Source organism: Vibrio sp. 1580 (assembly GCF_033340055.1).
Map to the genome: position 1 here is coordinate 1 of NZ_JAWOVT010000687.1, position 526 is coordinate 526.

At 42.4% G+C, this 526-nt stretch carries 1 protein-coding gene; it reads left to right on the forward strand.

Annotated elements, in window-relative coordinates:
• Window positions 1-358 (forward strand): transporter (locus R7093_RS27855; RefSeq protein ID WP_411913268.1); only part of this gene is annotated, 358 nt, incomplete at its 5' end.
• Window positions 359-526: the final 168 nt, after the last annotated feature.

Here is a 526-nt window from a genome sequence, read left to right on the forward strand (position 1 = left end):
ATGCATTGAGTTCGACTACACCAGCTTTTTAGGAGCTACAGGAAGTAAGAAATGGACCTTCTTAGAGGCGTTCGCCACCATTGCGCCCATTTTTGGTTTGATGTGGAAGCAGAACATTGCAGAGTTGAGCCGACCGGAAGATCGACTCTGGGATGCGGCATTAAAATCGATGTCTTCACGTCAAAGTGACGAATCGAACTTAGTTCGTTTAACTCAGCTCGCAAAGCATGAAGGGATAAATGAATTACGTGTTGTCATGCCATATTCACTCGACTCAAAGCAGATTGAATATATTGAATCTCGCAGTAAGTTGAAGGTCGATGCATCGGAGCAAGATGTTCTGAATATCAAGTTTTAAGCGTGGCCTTCTAATCTCACTTATATGCTTAAATAGAATCACCACAAAAGCGACCTCTCTGGGTCGCTTTTTCGTATCTCAAGTGCCATGCATTCCACCTGTTCTATCTAGCTCTTATTATTGATTGGCTTAGTCCAATGCCACTTTTGTTGGAAGTGTGATGAATAT